Genomic DNA, 17,630 nt, shown 5'->3' on the forward strand with positions numbered 1-17,630 from the left:
GATTGGCGGGGCGGCGGGCCGACGGGGCGGTGGTTCATGTGTGCGGCCTTCAGGTCCGGATGCGGAGTTCCACGCTCAGCTGCTGCTCCCGCCGTGAGCTGGGGCCGACGCGGAGTGCGAACTCGCCTGGTTCGACCACTCGGCGGTTGTCGGCCGTGACGAGTGAGCACTGCGAGGCAGGGATACTGAGGCGGACGTCCAGGCTTTCGCCGGGAGCGATCTCGACCTGGGTGAAACCCTTCAACTCCTGCTCGGCCCAGGTGACGCTGGTGGTCAGGTCGCTGATGTATGCCTGGACCGTTTCCAGGGCCGGACGGGCGCCGCTGTTGGTGAGTCGGACCGTGGCGTTGATGATGCCGTCCGCCGTGACGTCCGGGTTGTGCACGACCAGGTCGGTGTAGGTGACGGTGGTGTAGGTGAGGCCCTCGCCGAAAGCGAACAGGGGGTCCTGGGTGAGATCCGCGTAGCGGCTCCCGTGCTGGCCTCGCACCTGGTTGTAGAAGACCGGTTGCTGTCCGACGTGCCGTGCGAAGGAGACCGGGAGCCGGCCGCTGGGTTCGATGAGCCCGAGGAGGAGTTCGGCGACGGCGCGGCCACCGCGCATGCCCGGATTGAACGCCTCGATGAGTGCTGCGGCGTTCAGTGCCGAGTCCGGGAGGGTGCTCGGCTTGGACTGGGCGAGTACGACGATCATGGGTGTGCCGGTGGCGGCGACCGCGTCCAGCAACGCGATCTGGCCCCCTTGGAGGTCGAGCGTCGCCGTCGAGCGCACCTCACCCGTGAGCGCGATGGTGTCACCGACGACCACGACGGCGTAGTCGGCGGCCTCTGCGGCAGCGGTGGCCTCCCGAAGTTGTGCCTGGTCGACCGGGGCGGGGGTGAAAACGGCCGGCTGCGGCTGGCCGTCCGGCCCGAGGGACCACTCGGAGCTGGAGGCGGGGCTTTCGATGTCCGCGCCGCGGGCATACGTGATGGTCCAGTCGGCGGGTGCGACGGCGCGAAGGCCGTCGAGTACCGTCTCCACCGACTCCCGTGGGTGTCCTTCGGGCATCCAGGGGACCTGTCCGGTGGCGCCCGCCCAGTCGCCGAGCATGGCTTCCGTGCTGTCGGCGTTGGGGCCGATGACCGCGATCGTCCGCGGCGTGCCCTGGCTCGCGGCGCGGCCGGTTCCGTCCGAGGTCAGCCCGCCTTCGAGGGGCAGGATCCCCTCGTTGCGCAGCAGCACCAGGGAGCGTCGGGCGGTCTCGAGGTTGAGGTCGGCGTGGGCGCGGCAGCCGATCACCTGTGCCTGCCGCTCGGGGTCGGGGGTGCGGGGGTCCTCGAAGAGCCCGAGTTCGAACTTCAGCCGCAGGACCCGCCGTACCGCGTCATCGATCTGTTTCTCTTCGACCAAACCGCGGGCGACCGCCTCCTGTGCGCCCTCGAAGAACTGCGGCGTGGCCATGATGAGGTCGTTGCCCGCGTTGACGGCGACCGCCGCGGCCTCGGCGTAGTCGGCGCAGGTCCGCTGGTCGTAGACCATCCGGCCGACGTTGTCCCAGTCGGTCACCAGCGTGCCGGTGAAGCCCCACTCGCCCTTGAGCACGTCGTTGATCAGCCACTCATTGGCGGTGATGGGCACGCCGTCGATCGACTGGTAGCCGAGCATGAAGGCGCGGCAGCCGGCACGGACCGCCTGCTCGAACGGGGGCAGGAACCATGAACGCAGCTTGCGCGGGCTGAGCTCGGCTTCGCTCGCGTCGCGCCCGCCCAGGGTTTCGGAGTAGCCCGCGAAGTGCTTGGCGTACGCCAGCACGGCGGTCGGGTCGCCGAGGCCCTCACCCTGATAGCCGCGCACCATCGCCGCCCCGAGTTCACCGATCAGGAACGGGTCCTCGCCGAACGTCTCGTTGATCCGGCCCCAGCGCAGGTCCCGGGTGATGCACAGCACCGGGGAGAACGTCCCGTGGATTCCGGTCGCCGCGATTTCGGTCGCGGCCGCACGGGCCACCCGGTGGAGCAGGGCGGGATCCCAGGTGCAGGCCATGGCCAGCTGGGTCGGGAAGATGGTCGCGCCCGGCCAGAACGAGTGGCCGTGGATGCCGTCGTCGGCCGTCAGCAGTGGAATGCCGAGGCGTGTCCGCCGGGCCAGTTCCATGGCCTGCGGCATCAGGTCGGGAGACACATGCAGAACCGATCCGGCCAGCTTGGCCGACACGATGTCGGCCAGGTCCCCGTGTTGTGCGTCGAGCATCAGCAACTGCCCGACCTTCTCCGGCAGGGTCATCCGGGACAGCAAGTCGTCGATTCTCGCTTCCACGGACGCTTCCGGATCCAGGTACGCCGCAGAGCGGACCGGCTGTCCCACTTTGGTCTCCAAGTGATGAGTCGTACGGAGTCAGAGAGTTGATCGGCGATGGCGAGCGCTTCGTCGCAAAGGCGCTGCCGCCTGCCGTGGCGGGGCTCGCGCACCGGCTGCCCGCCGCGCAGGGCGGTGAGGTAGGGGCCGGGCTGTCACTTCAGGCCGGTGGTGGCAATTCCGGCCACGAACTGGCGCTGGAAGAGGAGGAAGACCACCATCACCGGCAGCAGGACGACCACGGCACCGGCGAGCAGGATGCCGAAGCGGGTGAAGGACTGTCCGCTGCTGGCCAGGGCGAGGCCGACGGGGAGGGTGTACTGGCTCTCGTTCTGGGCCACGACCAAGGGCCACAGGAAGTTGTTCCAGGAGCCGAGGAAGGTGATGATCCCCAGCGTGGCGAGGGCCGGTTTGGTCAGCGGCAGGATGATCCTCGCGAAGATGGCCAGTTCGCGGCAGCCGTCGACGCGGGCGGCGTCGATCAGCTCGTCGGGCAGGGTGGAGATGAACTGCCGCATCAGGAACACCCCGAAGGGGCCCGCCAGGAACGGCAGGATCAGCCCGAGCAGGGAGCCGGTCAGCTGCATGTTGGCCACCAGCACGTACAGCGGCACGAAGGTGACCAGGCCGGGGATCATGAGCGTCCCCATGACCAGCAGGAAAACGGCGCGCTGGCCGCGGAACTCCAGCTTGGCCAGGGCGTATCCGAGCATCGAGCAGAAGATGAGGTTCCCGGCGGTGACGGCGAGGGCCACGATCACGGAGTTGGCGAACATGCTCGTGAAGTCGAGCGTGCTGAACAGCTCACCGTAGTTGGCGGTCGTGGGCGCCGTGGGTACCAAGACGGGTGGGACTCGGCGGATGTCGGCCTCGGGCTTGAAGGAGCCGGAGAGCATCCACAGGAACGGCGCGATCATCAGCAGCAGGGCGCCGGCGAGAGGTATGTACAGCCAGGGTTGGCCCCAGTTCTGGCGGATGCGGCGGCGCCTGAGGGTGCGGTCGGTGCCCGGGTGTGCCGCCGGGAGAGGGGAGAGGGTGCTCATGGGTCGTCAGTCCTTGTCTCGCAGCACTCGGAACTGCAGCACGGTCAGCGCGACGATGAGGACGAAGATGACGTAGCTGGCGGCCGACGCCATGTCGTAGTTGCCGTTGCCGAACTGGTTGTAGGCGTACAACGTGGCCGACAGGGTGGAATCCAGCGGCCCACCGCCCGTCATCACGAACGGCTCGTCGAAGAACTGCAGATAGCCGATGCCCGTGGTCACGGCGGTCAGCAGCAGGGCCGGACGCAGGAGCGGGAAGGTGACCCGCCAGAACCGCTGCCAGGGCCCGGCACCGTCGAGTTCGGCCGCCTCCATCAGGGACTGGGGCACGGACTGCAGACCCGCCAGCATGATGATCATGACGGTGCCGAGGTTGCGCCACACCGCCATCACGATCATGACGGGCAGAGCGAAGCGGGTGTCCGCCAGCCAGGCCGGGCCGTCGATCCCGAACCAGCCCAGGACGAGGTTCACCAGTCCCGCGCGAGGTTCGAGGAGCGTCTTCCACACCACGGCGACGGCCACGATGCTGGTGATCACCGGCAGGTAGAAGCCGACCCGGAAGACGGCACGGAAGCGGCGGATGCCACGGTCGAGGGCGACCGCCGCGGCGAGCCCGGCGGCCAGCGTCAGGGGCAGGGCCACCAGGACGAACACGCCCGTGTTGCGCAGGGCCGTAAAGAACTGATCGTCCTGGAAGAGCCGCACGTAGGTGTCGAGGCCCGTGAACGACACGTTCAGCGGGGTGCGCAGGTCGGCGCTCTTGGTGTCGGTCAGGCTCATCAGCAGCGACCACACCACCGGCAGCAGCATGAAGGCCGCGAACAGCGCGAGGAACGGGGCGGCGAGGATCCAGGCGGCCCGGGCCTGCCTGCCGCGCGCCGGGCTCCGGAGCCCGGAGTGCCGGCGACCGGCACTCCGTTCCGGCCCCATGGTGCTCTGCTTACCGGTGTCGCCCCGCCCGGGGAGCGTTTTCGTGGACATGGATGTCATCCGTCCGTACGAGGGTTGTCCGTACGAGGGGTACTCACGTGGCGGCGCTCAGCGGCCGGTGCCGATGCTGGTGGCCTTGGACTGCAGCGTCTTCTGCACCTGGGCGACGGTGGCCTTGCCGAGGGCCAGCTTCTCCAGTTCGGAGTCGATGGCGTCGGCGATCTGCTGCCAGGTCATGATGGCGGGCGGCGCCTTGCTGACCTTGAGCTGCTCGTCGAACGCCTTCATGTTCTCGTCCGCGCTCAGCTTCCCCTCCGACCACGCCTGGGGCGAAGGAGGCAGGCTGCCGGTGGCCTTGGCATAGGCAGCGAGGTTGGCGGGCTCGGTCAGGAACTGGGCGAACTTCCATGCCGCGTCGGGGTTCTTGGCGTCCTTGAACACCGCCAGGTCGCTGCCGCCGGCGAACCCGGCGGGCTGCTTGCTGTACGGCACCGGCATGGTCTTCCACTTGCCGTCCAGCTCCGGGGCGTCCTTGTGGAAGCTGCCGCCGGCCCACGCGGCCTCCTGGTAGGTGGCGATCAGCCCGTCCCGGAAGCCCTGCACGTTGTCCGACCTGTCGGTCGGCGCCAGGCCCTGCTTGGGAACGCGTGACCAGTACTCCAGCGCCTTGGCGACCTCGGGCGTGTCGAAGGTGAACTTCCCGGTCTTGGCGTCGTAAATGTCACCACCCTCCTGCCAGACCATTGGCAGCCAGAAGATCCAGGAGTTGAAGCCCATCACCAGACCGGTGGCGTAGCGCAGCTTGGGGTTCTGCTTGCCGGCGGTGGCCTGGATGGCCTTGAGGTCCTTGATGTATCCGTCCCGGTCGCCGGCCAGGGGGCCCTTGATGCCGGCCTTCGTGGTGAGGTCGGTCCGGTAGTAGACCACGGTGGTGTCGGCGATGAACGGGACGCCGTAGGAGGTGTTCTTGTACTTGGTGGTGTCCCACTGGCCGGGGTAGAAGTCCGACGACTTGATCGACGTCGGGGTGGCCTGGAAGGCGTTCATGGCAGCCATCTCGGCCATCCAGGTGGTTCCGACCATGGACAGGTCCGGTGTGTTGCCGCCGGCGACCGCGGTGGTCAGCTTGTCGTGTGCGGCGTCCCAAGGAACGGCGGTGATCTTGACGTCTGCGTCCGGGTTCTCCTGCTCGAACTTCTTGGCCAGGTCCTCCAGGTTCTCGTCGGGGTCACCCATGGACCACATGACCACCGTCCCCTTGGCCTTGCCCGCGCCGATCGCGGCGGGCGCATCGTTGCCGGGGCCGGAATCCTCGCTCCGGCCGCAGCCGGTGGCCATCAGGGCTGCCGTGACGGTGACGCACAGGGTCTGGACGGTTCTGACAGCGTGACGGGTGGTGATACGCATGGTGCGGCTCCTTGCCGTTGAGCGATACAGAGGCGGGGGGCGGCGAAGGTGGGAGGCGGACGCCCGGATGGGTCAGCACACGAGTGGAGACCGTCTGCGGTGGCAGCGGCATCGACGGTCAGCCATAGGTCGCGGCTGGAGCATCCGACGCGGAGTGGGTAGCGGCCGGGCGGGTGTGCCAGGCGCACCGTTCGGTGTCCCGGATCGGGAACGCACGGGCGGAAAGGTGCATGTGGGCGGTGCCGCGTGAACGCAGGCGCAGCCGCTAGAGGTGTGTGAGGAAGGCGAGTCCGAAGAAGTTCGCCGAGGTTTCAAGAAGACGGGGGCGGTGCGTCACCGGCAACGCACCGCCCGGCTGCGAGGCGCCATCACGTGCGCATCGCGATGACGTCGCGTCAGTTCGAGCTCGGCTCCGACGTCGAACCACGGATCACGAGGCTGGTGGGAATGATGCGCGAGGAGGCGGCCTCCGGCGATCTCCGCACGTGGTCGAGCAGCAGACGCGCCGCCGCCTCACCCATTTCCCGCATCGGCTGACGGATGGTGGTCAGTCCCGGATAGGTGTACGACGCCAGCTCGACGTCATCGAACCCCACCACGGCGACATCCCGCGGAATCCGAAGGCCGGCCTCGTGCAAGGCCGCGAGCACGCCGGCCGCCGAGGGGTCGTTGTGCCCGAAGACCGCGTCGAACTCCACGCCGTCCGCGAGAGCTTGCGCGACCGCGCTCCGGGCTGTGTCGAACAAGAAGTCACCGCCGATGATGCTGCGCGGGTCGAGCTCGATCCCGGCCTTCGCATAGACGTCGACGAACCCGCCCAGCCGTTCCTGAGTGCAGCCGTACTCTTCGGGACCGGTCACCACCAGAGGGCGACGGCGGCCGAGGTCCAGCAGGTGGCGCGCCGCCTGCTCACCGCCCTCCCGGTTGGTGGTGGCCACGTAGGGGAATCCCGGCCGCTGGAAGCGGTCGTCGATCAGCACCACCGGCAGTCCGGCTTCGTGCAGTTCCGTGATGGCTGCCAGGGCCCCCTCGGGCTCGATCACCAGCAGACCGTCGAACGACTTGGCGGCGACCTGCAGACCCAGTCTGCGCAGTGACTCCTCACCGCGGTTCACGGTCAGCATGCGCAGTCCGAAACCCTCGGTCTCCAGCGTTTCGACGACCGCCTGCACTATGCCGGCCCAGGCCCAGGCCATGTCAGGAACCAGCATGCCGATCATCTGTGTCGTGCCGCGTGCGAGCCCCACTGCCCCGGCGCTCGGCACATAGCCGAGCTCCGAGATCGCCTGGCGGACCTTCAAGACGGTGTTCTCGTTGATCTCGCCCTTGGCGTTCAGCACCCGCGAGACCGTCGTCTTGCTGACCCCGGCCCGCGCGGCCACGTCGGCGATAGTGACTCCCATGTCACCTCCCCTCCCTTCCTGCAGAGGCGGAAGACTTCCTCCCGCACCGAAGGGCAGATCGTACAGAGCCCAGTGGAACCGGTACCGGAAGCGGTCCCGGAACCGGTTTCGGTACCGGTTCCGGAAGTGAAGCACCGAGAGGCCCGACCGGTCAATACACCGGAAACGATTCGTTCACTGGCCGTTCTCGGTCTTGCCGGTGTCGCGGAAGCCTGCCGGTTCGCCACCTAGTTGGCCGCCCTGACCTGCTCGTTTACCGGCCACAACCCGCCCTGCCCGAGCGGGTTGGCGCAGGTCGCGACCGCCGGCGACGCCTGACGGCCTGTCGATCCGTACGGAAATAATCGCGCCCGCACCATTGACGGCACTGGCCGGATTGCGCTTCATTGTCGGGGCATTCGCTGTCATCGATGACACAAGTCATCGATGACACCCCAGTCGGCTGCGTGGACGTCGACGCCGCTGGGACGTCACTTTTCGGTCCGTCCGCGCCGGGCCGCGCCCACCGCTGCGCCGACGAGCCGCCGGACAAGGAGACACCATGAGCTCTGCACGCCTATCCCGGCATGCCCGCATACGGATGATGACGGCGGTGGCGACCGTCTGCGCCCTGTCCGCAGCCCCGCTCGCCCCCCAGGCCGTCGCTGCCGACGCCTCGCCGTACACCGAGACCTACAGACCCCAGTTCCACTTCACTCCGGAGAAGAACTGGATGAATGACCCCAACGGCCTCGTCTACTACAAGGGCGAGTACCACCTCTTTTACCAGTACAACCCGAACGGCAACTCCTGGGGCGACATGTCCTGGGGCCATGCGGTGAGCAAGGACCTCGTGCACTGGGAGGAGTTGCCGCTCGCCCTGTCGCACGACGACGAGGAGATGGTTTTCTCCGGCAGCGCGGTCGTCGACTGGAACAACACCACCGGGTTCGGTACGAAGAGGAACCCGCCCATGGTGGCGATCTACACCAGTGCCTACAAGAACGGCGGCAAGCAGGCCCAGTCGCTCGCGTACAGCACCGACCGCGGCCGCACCTGGACCAAGTACCAGGGCAATCCCGTGATCGACATCGAGTCCAACAACTTCCGTGATCCCAAGGTCCAGTGGTACGCGCCGACGAAGAGCTGGCTGATGACGGTTTCGCTGTCCGCCGAGCACAAGGTGCGGTTCTATTCGTCCAAGAACCTCAAGGACTGGGATCTGCAAAGTGAGTTCGGGCCGGCCGGTGCGACGGGTGGCGTGTGGGAGTGCCCCGACCTGTTCCCCCTCGCCGTCGACGGCGACAGGAACAACATCAAGTGGGTCCTGGTCGTCAACATCAACCCCGGTGGCATCGCGGGCGGTTCCGCCGCCCAGTACTTCGTCGGCGACTTCGACGGCAAGAAGTTCACCGCCGACGACAAGGGCACCTACACCCCGCCCACCGGCGAGGTGGTACAGGACTTCGAAGGCGCCGGCTTCGGTGAGTGGACGACGACCGGAACCGCGTTCGGCCAGGGACCGGCAACCGGGGCGGTGGACGGGCAGGGAGCCGTCACCGGCTTCGACGGCAAGGGCCTCGCCAACAGCTTCCACGGCGGCGACGGCGCCACCGGCATCCTCACCTCCCCCTCCTTCACCGTGGACAGCCCCTACCTGAACTTCAAGATCGGTGGCGGGCGGCACCCGCACGAGGCCGGAACCGTCCTGGACACGACTCCGCCCGAGGGCACGGTCCTTGCCGACTTCGAAGGCGGAACGTACGGCGACTGGACGGCGACCGGGGAGGCCTTCGGCACCGCACCGGCCACCGGCACCCTCCCCAACCAGCAGCAGGTCTCCGGCTTCCTGGGAGACGGGCTGGCCAACACCTTCCTGAACGGCGACTCCACCACCGGCACCCTCACGTCGCCCGAGTTCACCATCGACAAGAAGCACATCAACTTCCTCATCGGCGGCGGCAACCACCCGGCCGGCTCCGACAACCCCACCGCCGTCGAGCTCCTCGTGGACGGCCAGGTCGTCCGCAGCGCCACCGGAAAGGACGCCGAGGCACTCAACTGGGCCTCCTGGGACGTCAGCGACCTCGTCGGCAAGAACGCGCAGATCAGGATCGTCGACGACAACACCGGCGGCTGGGGCCACCTCAACGTCGACCACATCGTGCTGTCCGACACCCAGGCCCAGCGCGTCTCCCAGGAGACGTCCGTCAACCTGCTCGTGGACGGCAAGGTCGTCCGCAGCGCGACCGGCGCCGACAGCGAGACCCTGGACTGGGCGTCCTTCGACATGCGCCCGTACGTCGGCAAGAAGGCGCAGATCCAGATCCTCGACATGAACACCGCCGGCTGGGGCCACGTCATGGCCGACCAGTTCACCGCCGCTGACAAGCCCGCCAAGTCCGTCGTACAGCGCGCCGACTGGGCCGACTACGGCAAGGACTACTACGCGGCGGTGTCCTGGGAGAACGCACCGGGCGGCAAGCGCTACATGATCGGCTGGATGAACAACTGGGACTACGGCCAGTCCATCCCCACCTCCCCCTGGCGCGGCGCGCAGAGCGTTCCCCGAGAAATGGCCCTGCGCACCGTCGACGGCCGAATCCGGCTGACCAGCAAGCCGGTGAGCAGCCTGGAGTCCCTCCGCCAGAAGCGCCCGGCGGCGACGGCGTCCGACGTCACCGTCAAGAGCACCTCCAAGCCCCTGAGCGGCTCCACGGCCAAGGGCAAAGCACTCGACATCGAGGCGACCTTCTCCCTGAAGGACGCCGACCGCTTCGGCCTGAAGGTCCGCACCGGCGCAGGCGGCGAGGAGACCGTCATCGGCTACGACACCACGACCCAGGAGCTGTACGTCGACCGCACCCGCTCCGGCGCCGGGGACTTCAACAGCACCTTCCCCGGCATACAGACCGCACCCCTGAAGCCCAAGAACGGCAAGGTCAAGCTGCGGATCCTGGTCGACTGGTCGTCCGTCGAGGTCTTCGGCGGCAACGGCGAGGCAGTGATCACCGACCAGGTCTTCCCCGACCCCTCCAGCACCGGCGTCGAGGTCTTCGCCGAAGACGGCACCGCCACCCTCAACCACCTGCAGGTGTGGCAGCTGCAGTCCATCTGGCGGTGACGAGTCCTGGGGGTCCGTGCGCCTTCGCGAGCACGATCAGCTGACCCGGGCCCTGTTCTGCCGCACCGTCCAGGCGCGGCAGAACAAAACAAACCAACGAAGCAGGGCGCGGTGGGCCGTTCCGCCACGACTGCTCAGTTCAAACGCTCGTTACGGATGCGTGGCCAGCGGATCGAGGAACGTCAGTACGGAGGCGTCCTCCTCGATCAGCGGCATGAGGGCGGCGTTGAACGGGGCACCGTACGGGGCGTTGAGGTGTGTCCTGAAGGCGTCCTCGTCCCGGTAGACCTCGAAGATCCAGTAGGCGCGCGGGTTGGCCGACTTCGTGTAGACGTCGAAGGCCAGGTTGCCTTCCTCATCGCGCACCTTCAGGGCGTAGTCCCGGATCAGGCGGGCGACCTCGTCCTCCGCTCCCGCTCGGGCGGTGAACTCGGCGAGCAGGGTTTTCGTCATGGTTTCGTCTCCTTGTCAGGGGGTGGAGTGGAGGTGGTGGACGACGTACGGTCCGTCAGGAGTCACCGGCGGTCGCGAACAGGGCCGGCCGGTCGCGCCATGGTGGGTTGGGGCCGGCGACCGAGCACGTCAGGGCGGCGACCCGGGTGGCGAACCGGCAGGCTTCCGCGACTTCGTCGAGACCGAGATCGGTCATCCTGCCGCCGAGGCTGCCGCGGGCCGCGAGGTGGTGCAGCAGCCCGGCGGTGAAGGAGTCGCCCGCCCCCACCGTGTCGACCACCTGTGTCGTCACCGCGGGCACCCGCAGCCGTTCGCCGTCGAGTGAGGCCAGGGCGCCGTCGGCGCCGAGCGTGATCACGACGAGCCGTGCCCCTGCGGCGTGCCAGGTGTCGCATGCCTGCTCCGGCGGGGTGCCCGGCAGGAGCAGCTCCAGGTCGTCCTCGCTCAGCCGCAGGATGTCGGCGACGCCGCACCAGTGCGCCAGCCTGGCCCGGTACACATCGGGGTGCACCAGCAGCGGCCTGACGTTGGGATCGATGCTGACGGTGGCCTGGCGCGAGGCCGTTGCCAGGAACTCCTCCACCACCGCCGCGCCGGGTTCACGGACCAGGGCCAGTGACCCGGTGTGCAGGCAGGCGGTGTCGGACAGGTCGACCCCGGCCAGTTCCGCGCTCGTCCACTGCCAGTCGGCGGTGGCCTGTGCGTGGAAGGAGAACGCGGCCTGCCCCTGGGCGTCCAGCTCCGCCACGGCCAGCGTGCTGGGCTCGGCGGCCTCGACGGCGTACGACAGGTCCACGCCCGATGCCTCCAGGTGGGTCCGGAACAAGCGGCCGAACACGTCGCCGGACAGACGTGCGAGGAAGCGGGCCGGGGTGCCCAGCCTGGCCAGGGACACGGCCGTGTTCGCAGGTCCGCCGCCCGGCAGCACCCGCAGGGCGAGTTCGTTCGGGGCACTTGCGGGTTCGGTGAACGCGTCCGCGACGCACTCCCCCAGGACGGTGATCTGATGCGAGCTCATGGGTTGCTCTTCTCTGAGAACGCGCGGGCAAAACGGGCACGTCGCGGGCAGCCGCTGAGCGGTTTCGGGCGGGCGACGGCCACGGGCGTTGCCGATTTGTGACGGGTGCAAGGCATTGACGTTGCCTGGAGGCGGAGTCCATCATCCTCGCCATGCAGTGTCAACGATGACATAAGTCAACGATGACACCTCCGGGACGGCATGCCCCGATGCCGGCCGCTCGCCCGCAATCCCGCAGGAGTTGTTCATGTCTCGCATCTCTCGTCTGCCCTCCTCCTTGCTCAGAGCCGCTGCCTGCACGGGTGTCGCAGCCCTCACTCTGACCGCCTGTGGATCCGGATCCGGATCGGGCACCGCGAACGCCGGATCGGGCAGCGTCAAGGTCGGTCTGATCACCAAGACCGACACCAACCCGTTCTTCGTGAAGATGAAGGAGGGCGCGGAGAAGGCCGCCAAGGAGAACGGTGTCGAACTGTCCACCGCGGCGGGCAAGTTCGACGGGGACAACGCCGGTCAGGTCACCGCCATCGAGAACATGGTCGCCGCCGGGGTGAAGGGCATCCTGATCACCCCCAGCGACTCCAAGGCGATCGTGCCGGCGATCGAGAAGGCCAAGGCCAAGGGAGTCCTGGTCATCGCCCTGGACACCCCGACCGACCCGGAAAGCGCGGTCGACGCCCTGTTCGCCACGGACAACCTCAAGGCCGGTGAGCTGATCGGCGAGTACGCCAAGGCAGCCATGAAGGGCAAGTCGGCCAAGATAGCCACCCTCGACCTCGCGCCGGGCGTCTCCGTCGGCGTCCAGCGGCACAACGGCTTCCTGAAGGGCTTCGGCGTCAAGGAGGGCGACCCCTCCATCGTCTGCTCCCAGGACACCGGCGGCGACCAGGCCAAGGGCCAGACAGCGATGGAGAACTGTCTCCAGAAGGAGCCCGGCATCAACGTCGTCTACACCATCAACGAACCGGCCGCGCTGGGCGCGTACACCGCGCTGAAGGCGAAGGGCCGGGAGAAGGACGTGCTGATCGTCTCGGTCGACGGCGGCTGCACCGGCACTCAGGCCGTCAAGGACGGCAAGATCGCAGCTACTTCGCAGCAGTACCCGCTGAAGATGGCCGCCGAGGGCGTCAAGGCCGTCGCGACGTACGCCAAGGACGGCAAGAAGGCGTCCGGTTACACCGACACCGGCGTCACGCTGATCACCGACAAGGCGCAGGACGGGGTCACGTCCAAGGACACCGCCTACGGCCTGGAGAACTGCTGGGGCTGAGCCGCCCCCGACGACCGTACGTTCGCCGCCTATCCCCTCAGCGGGGCGGCCGGCCCCTCCTCCCCGGCCGGGGACGGCCGCCCCCTCGTCCTCTTGCCGTCCGACAAGGACCGACAAGGACTTGAGTCTTCCGACAAGGACCTCGCATGGCTGCCACGTCCACGCCACCCTCCACGTCCACGCCGTACGCCGAGCTCAAAGCACCGACCACGGTCCGCAGACTGCTCACACAACCGACCACCGGCCCCCTGGTCGCCCTCCTCCTGGCGTGCGTCTTCTTCTCCTTCTCGACCGACCAGTTCCTCACCGGCGGGAACTTCTCGCTGATCGTGCAGCAGGTCATGGTCGTCGGCACCCTCGCCATCGGGCAGACCCTGATCATCCTCACGGCGGGCATCGACCTGTCCTGCGGAGCGGTGATGGCGTTCGGCAGCATCGTGATCGCCAAGATGGCCGCCGAGGGCTCCCTGCCACCCCTCGCCGCGATCGCGCTGGGCCTGGTCGTCTGCGGGGGCTTCGGCCTGCTCAACGGGGCGCTGGTGCAGAAGATCCCGCTGCCCCCGTTCATCGTCACCCTCGGCATGCTCAACGTGGCATTCGCGTTGACCCACATCTACTCCGAGGAGCAGACCGTCACCAACCTGCCCGGCCCGCTGACGGCGCTCGGGCAGACCTTCCCGCTCGGCAAGACCGACATTACGTACGGCTCGCTGGTCACCATCGCCCTGTTCCTGCTCCTCGCCTACACGCTGAGCAACACCAGTTGGGGCCGGCACGTCTACGCCCTGGGCAACAGCCCGGAAGCGGCCCGGCTGAACGGCATCCGCACCTCCCGACTGACCATCGGCGTCTACACCGTGGCCGGCATCCTCTACGGCATCGCCGCCCTGCTGCTCATCTCCCGCACCGGAGTCGGCGACCCCCAGGCCGGGCAGACCGACAACCTCGACAGCATCACCGCCGTGGTCCTCGGCGGCACCAGCCTTTTCGGCGGGCGCGGATCGGTCCTGGGCACGTTCATCGGCGTCCTCATCGTCGGCGTCTTCCGCAACGGCCTGCAGCTGATGGGCGTCGCCTCGATCTACCAGACCCTGATCACCGGTGTCCTGGTGATCCTCGCGGTGACCGTCGACCAGATCTCCCGGAAGAAGGCCCGATGACCACCACCACTCCGACCCCGGTTCTGCAGGCGCGCGGTCTGGTCAAGCGCTACGGCCACGTCACCGCCATCGACGGCGCCGACTTCGACCTGCTGCCCGGTGAGGTCCTCGCCGTCATCGGCGACAACGGCGCCGGCAAGACCAGCCTCATCAAGGCACTCACCGGCGCGGTGGTCCCCGACGCGGGCGAGATACGCCTCAACGGCGAACCCATCACCTTCTCCGGCCCGCAGAGCGCACGCGCCCACGGCATCGAGACGGTGTATCAGGACCTCGCCGTGGCCGCCTCCATGGACATCGCCTCCAACATGTTCCTCGGCCGCGAACTGCGCCGCCCCGGCATCCTCGGCAGCGCCTTCCGTATGCTCGACAAGAAGCGCATGCGCCAGGAGGCCGCCGAGCACATGGCCGATCTGAAGATCGGCCTGCGCTCGCTGACCCAGGCCGTCGAGACCCTCTCCGGCGGACAGCGGCAGGCCGTCGCGGTCGCCCGCGCCGTCGCCTGGGCCCGCAGCGTCGTCGTCATGGACGAACCCACCGCCGCCCTCGGCGTCAAGGAGTCCGGACAGGTCCTCGACCTCATCCGCCGCGTCCGCGACAAGGGCATGCCGGTCGTCCTGATCAGCCACAACATGCCGCACGTCTTCGAGATCGCCGACCGCATCCACGTCCACCGCCTCGGCCGCCGCGCGGCCTTGATCAAGCCCTCCGACTACTCCATGGCGGAGGTCGTCGCCATCATGACCGGCGCGCTCACCGTCGACGAGGCCGGAGCTACTGTCGTAACGGATTCCGAGGCCGCGAAGGCCGCCGGAGTACAGGCCACCTGACAGCACAACCCGCTCTCACTGCTTCCGGCCGAGGCCGCGGCCGGAAACGAGAGCTCACAGGAGACCGTTTCCTCCATGGCAGCGAACCGCCGCCCCACCCTTGCCGACGTCGCACGAGAAGTCGGCGTCAGCGCCAAGACAGTCTCGCGCGTCCTCAACGAGGACGGACCCGTCTCGTCACAGACCAGGGAACAGGTACTCGCCGCGGTGGCCAAGCTGGGCTTCCAGCCGAACCTCATGGCACGCAACATCCGCGTCGGCGGCCCGGACACCACCATCGGCCTGGTCATCCCCGACCTCGGCAACCCCTTCTTCGGAGCCGTGGCCCGCGGCATCGAGGACACGGTCCGCGACCGCGGACTGACCCTGCTCATGGGCTCCTCCGCGGACGACCCCGACCGCGAACGCGCCCTCACGGCCAAGTTCCTCGCCCGGCGCGTCAGCATCCTGATCGTCGTGCCGTCCGTCGGCGCCGACCACTCCCACCTCAAGTCGCACCGTACGGCGGGGCTGCCCATCGTCTTCCTCGACCGACCGGGAGTCGGCCTGTCCACGGACAGCATCGTCAGCTCCAACCGTGCGGGGGCACAAGAGGGCGTCGCCCACCTGACCGCCCACGGACACCGCCGCATCGGATTCGTCGGCGACCTCCCCGTCAAGCTCTACACCCGCCGCGAACGCCTCGCCGGATACCGCGCGGCCCTGCAAGAAGCCGACATCCCCTACGACCGCTCGCTGATCGCCAACGCACACGACCAGGCAGGCGCCGAGGCCGCGACCTCCCAACTCCTCGAACTGGCCGATCCCCCCACCGCCCTGTTCGCCGGCAACAACATCATGGCGCTCGGTATCGTCGCCGAACTCGCCCGCAGCAAGCGCAAGGACGTAGCCGTCGTCGCCTTCGACGACGTCTCCCTCGCCGAAGCACTGGAACCGGCCCTGACCGTCGTCGCCCAGGACCCCGAGGAAATCGGCCGCAGCGCCGCGGCCACCGCCCTGACCCGCCTCGACGGCGACCGCTCCCGGGCGCGCACCATCACCGTTCCCACCCGGCTGATCGTCCGCGGCTCGGGGGAACAACCCGCGCCCAAGCCGTAGGCAGCTCGCCCCCTCTGAGACACCAGCCAAGACCACGACGGACCGCGCCGCCGCCCTGGCGACATCGCGTAGCCGCGAGCGGGCAGCAACGCCTCCACATCCTCCTCGTCGGCGGCCGTCCGCTCCCGCTCGCAAGTCAGGTGCTGGCCGCGTTGCCGGGCCACTGCGGTGAGGAATCGTCGGCCGAGAGCCGAAGGGAACGCTGGAAAGGGCAGGCGGCAATGAAGCGCCTCGAGCTGGTCATTGTGCAGTTCGAAGAGGTCAAACGCCTCATCGAAATCGGACGGGTTCCCCAGCTCCGGCTGGCCCACATCCTCCTCGACAGTGCCGTCCAGCTGATCATGCACCGTATGACCGAAGCCGAGCTCGACCTTGAGCGCTATCCCTTCGAGCAGCTTGAGAACCTCCGCCGACTCGGAACTCTGCGCCAGAGCGAGGAGCCCTTCAACCGCCGGTTTGCGGCCGCAGGACCGAGCAACGACCAACTCCGCGCCGAAATCCAGCAGCTTGAAGGGGCGGTCACCTCAAAGAGGAAACGGAAGAAGATCAACGACAACTTCGGAGAGAAGATCGACTTCCTGGTCGAACGCCAGAGACTCCCGGGAGATCTCGGGCCGGTACTGAAGAAGCTGCACGACTACCGGAACGAGACTTACCGCCGTGACCAGCACCGAGTCGAGGTGATTCGCCCCGCTGTCCTGATCTGCTTCGACGCCGCATGCGCGGTCCTCGACCACTACAACCCGGGAACGATGATCGGCGACGGTCCACTCGGCCCCGAGCTGGCCCGCTTCCAGGAGAAAGTCCCCGGCCGCCAGGACCCCTTCGAACTACCCCATCGAGCTGCGCAGCAACTGCGCAAGGAAGTGGGCCTCGATCTGACGGCGGTACGGACGGCGCTGGTCGAGCATCTTCTCGGACGCCTTCGCGATCTTGAATTCGGACTCACTTACATCGAGGAGAACATCACCGGCGGTGCCATACCGGGCGACGGTATCCGGGTGATGCAGATCGAAGACGAAGACCTGGAAGCGAGCTTCAATAGGGAGGTGCTGCGGAGCCGCAAGTATCCGCTCACCATGAACGACGTCACGTCCTGGATCGAGCGCGCCAAGGCGATGAGTAGCCTGGACGACAAGCACGCGCTCTTCGCCGGACTCGCGGACCTTGAGGATGCATTCGAGGCCCTTGAGCAGAAGGTCAGACGAGCCGTCTGGGACATCGACGAGTCAGCGAACATGCGCTGAAGCACGGCTCCGGCGAGGAACCGCCGCCCGAGGAGCGCGAGCAACTGCCGGAGCGGATCCGCGTGGATCCTCACGGGCCTGTGCTTTGAATGGCGGGGGTTTCACCGCCTCAAGGGGCCGCAGCCAGGATGCGTGCCCGCTGGCATGACTCCCCTGCGCCAAAGTTGAAAGTGTCTGCTCACGGCGCTTCGTATTCGCGGGGCATGTGAATTTCCCGGATGGTGGCCGGGTCGCGTGGTACCGGAACGGCCTGGGTGCTGATGACCTGGGCGCTCGTGGCCTGGGCTGCGTTTGCCAGATCTTGCAGGACGTCGTCGACCACGGTGG

At 67.9% G+C, this 17,630-nt stretch carries 14 protein-coding genes; 6 read left to right on the forward strand and 8 right to left on the reverse strand.

Annotation, left to right across the window (positions count from 1 at the left end):
- Nucleotides 1–49: 49 nt before the first annotated feature.
- The 6 genes from KWI83_RS34845 to KWI83_RS34870 all read right to left on the reverse strand — a co-directional run bounded on the left by KWI83_RS34845 (nucleotide 50) and on the right by KWI83_RS34870 (nucleotide 7,511).
- Nucleotides 50–2,347, reverse strand: coding sequence for a glycoside hydrolase family 3 N-terminal domain-containing protein (locus KWI83_RS34845; RefSeq protein ID WP_218518399.1), 2,298 nt, complete (start codon nucleotides 2,345–2,347; stop codon nucleotides 50–52).
- Nucleotides 2,348–2,493: 146 nt separating this feature from the next.
- Nucleotides 2,494–3,381: a carbohydrate ABC transporter permease gene (locus tag KWI83_RS34850; protein ID WP_218518384.1), complete on the reverse strand. Its 888-nt coding sequence runs from the start codon at nucleotides 3,379–3,381 to the stop codon at nucleotides 2,494–2,496.
- 6 nt (nucleotides 3,382–3,387) lie between these two features.
- Entirely contained in the window at nucleotides 3,388–4,365 is a 978-nt protein-coding gene (locus tag KWI83_RS34855; RefSeq protein WP_256363228.1) for a carbohydrate ABC transporter permease, read from the reverse strand.
- 57 nt (nucleotides 4,366–4,422) lie between these two features.
- Entirely contained in the window at nucleotides 4,423–5,721 is a 1,299-nt protein-coding gene (locus KWI83_RS34860) for an extracellular solute-binding protein (protein ID WP_218518386.1), read from the reverse strand.
- A 395-nt stretch (nucleotides 5,722–6,116) separates the two neighbouring features.
- The gene (locus KWI83_RS34865; RefSeq protein ID WP_218518400.1) at nucleotides 6,117–7,124 is read right to left on the reverse strand and encodes a LacI family DNA-binding transcriptional regulator; all 1,008 of its coding nucleotides are present in this window, start codon (nucleotides 7,122–7,124) and stop codon (nucleotides 6,117–6,119) included.
- A gap of 174 nt (nucleotides 7,125–7,298) precedes the next feature.
- Nucleotides 7,299–7,511: a hypothetical protein gene (locus tag KWI83_RS34870; RefSeq protein WP_218518387.1), complete on the reverse strand. Its 213-nt coding sequence runs from the start codon at nucleotides 7,509–7,511 to the stop codon at nucleotides 7,299–7,301.
- 154 nt (nucleotides 7,512–7,665) lie between these two features.
- On the opposite strand from KWI83_RS34870, the gene KWI83_RS34875 reads away from it, so the two are divergent.
- Nucleotides 7,666–10,227, forward strand: coding sequence for a GH32 C-terminal domain-containing protein (locus tag KWI83_RS34875; protein WP_218518388.1), 2,562 nt, complete (start codon nucleotides 7,666–7,668; stop codon nucleotides 10,225–10,227).
- Nucleotides 10,228–10,377: 150 nt separating this feature from the next.
- Here KWI83_RS34875 and KWI83_RS34880 read toward each other — a convergent pair whose 3' ends face one another.
- Complete coding sequence (locus KWI83_RS34880) at nucleotides 10,378–10,680, reverse strand: putative quinol monooxygenase (protein WP_218518389.1); 303 nt, start codon at nucleotides 10,678–10,680, stop codon at nucleotides 10,378–10,380.
- Nucleotides 10,681–10,735: 55 nt separating this feature from the next.
- Nucleotides 10,736–11,698 (reverse strand): carbohydrate kinase, encoded by a 963-nt coding sequence (locus KWI83_RS34885; protein WP_218518390.1) that lies wholly within the window; start codon nucleotides 11,696–11,698, stop codon nucleotides 10,736–10,738.
- Nucleotides 11,699–11,945: 247 nt separating this feature from the next.
- Here KWI83_RS34885 and KWI83_RS34890 point away from each other — a divergent pair, with 247 nt between their 5' ends.
- The 5 genes from KWI83_RS34890 to KWI83_RS34910 all read left to right on the forward strand — a co-directional run bounded on the left by KWI83_RS34890 (nucleotide 11,946) and on the right by KWI83_RS34910 (nucleotide 17,303).
- Entirely contained in the window at nucleotides 11,946–12,968 is a 1,023-nt protein-coding gene (locus KWI83_RS34890) for a sugar ABC transporter substrate-binding protein (RefSeq protein WP_218518391.1), read from the forward strand.
- Between the two features lie 146 nt (nucleotides 12,969–13,114).
- Complete coding sequence (locus KWI83_RS34895) at nucleotides 13,115–14,128, forward strand: ABC transporter permease (RefSeq protein WP_218518392.1); 1,014 nt, start codon at nucleotides 13,115–13,117, stop codon at nucleotides 14,126–14,128.
- The gene (locus KWI83_RS34900; protein WP_218518393.1) at nucleotides 14,125–14,958 is read left to right on the forward strand and encodes an ATP-binding cassette domain-containing protein; all 834 of its coding nucleotides are present in this window, start codon (nucleotides 14,125–14,127) and stop codon (nucleotides 14,956–14,958) included. The genes KWI83_RS34895 and KWI83_RS34900 overlap by 4 nt, the downstream gene beginning before the upstream one ends.
- Before the next feature lie 75 nt (nucleotides 14,959–15,033).
- On the forward strand, nucleotides 15,034–16,056 hold the full coding sequence (locus KWI83_RS34905; protein WP_218518394.1) for a LacI family DNA-binding transcriptional regulator: 1,023 nt from the start codon (nucleotides 15,034–15,036) through the stop codon (nucleotides 16,054–16,056).
- Between the two features lie 221 nt (nucleotides 16,057–16,277).
- The gene (locus tag KWI83_RS34910; protein WP_218518395.1) at nucleotides 16,278–17,303 is read left to right on the forward strand and encodes a hypothetical protein; all 1,026 of its coding nucleotides are present in this window, start codon (nucleotides 16,278–16,280) and stop codon (nucleotides 17,301–17,303) included.
- Nucleotides 17,304–17,630 lie beyond the last annotated feature (327 nt).

The sequence above is a fragment of the Streptomyces sp. TRM70350 genome (assembly GCF_019219825.1).
In the GTDB taxonomy this organism is placed as follows: Bacteria; Actinomycetota; Actinomycetes; order Streptomycetales; family Streptomycetaceae; genus Streptomyces.